The organism is Priestia sp. SIMBA_032 (genome assembly GCF_046535215.1).
Lineage (GTDB): Bacteria > Bacillota > Bacilli > Bacillales > Bacillaceae_H > Priestia > Priestia aryabhattai.
In genome coordinates this window covers 1-299 of record NZ_JAWRXD010000407.1, presented here as the reverse complement: position 1 = coordinate 299, position 299 = coordinate 1, and the positions used below count along the sequence as shown (strand labels likewise).

The window sequence follows — 299 nt, the reverse complement described above, 5'->3', positions numbered from 1 at the left end:
ATCACACCGCGCACAACAATTGGCATTCCAGTCGTCATACCGCCTTCTAATCCACCTGCATTATTTGTTCTTCTTGTATATCCATGCTCCTCATTCCATAGAATTTCATCATGAACTTCACTTCCCGGTCTATGCGCTGCTTCAAAACCAATTCCAATCTCGACACCTTTAAAAGCATTAATACTCATAATTGCAGCTGCTAATTTCGCATCCAGTTTTCGATCATAATGCACGTAGCTACCTACTCCAATTGGCATTCCTTCCACAATTACTTCAACGATTCCACCAATTGAATCACC

The 299-nt window shown here is 41.5% G+C and carries 1 protein-coding gene; it reads right to left on the bottom strand.

The features are described 5' to 3' along the window. Window positions 1-299: chorismate synthase (locus tag SB717_RS34940; RefSeq protein WP_410907475.1), on the bottom strand; the 299-nt coding region annotated here is incomplete at both ends.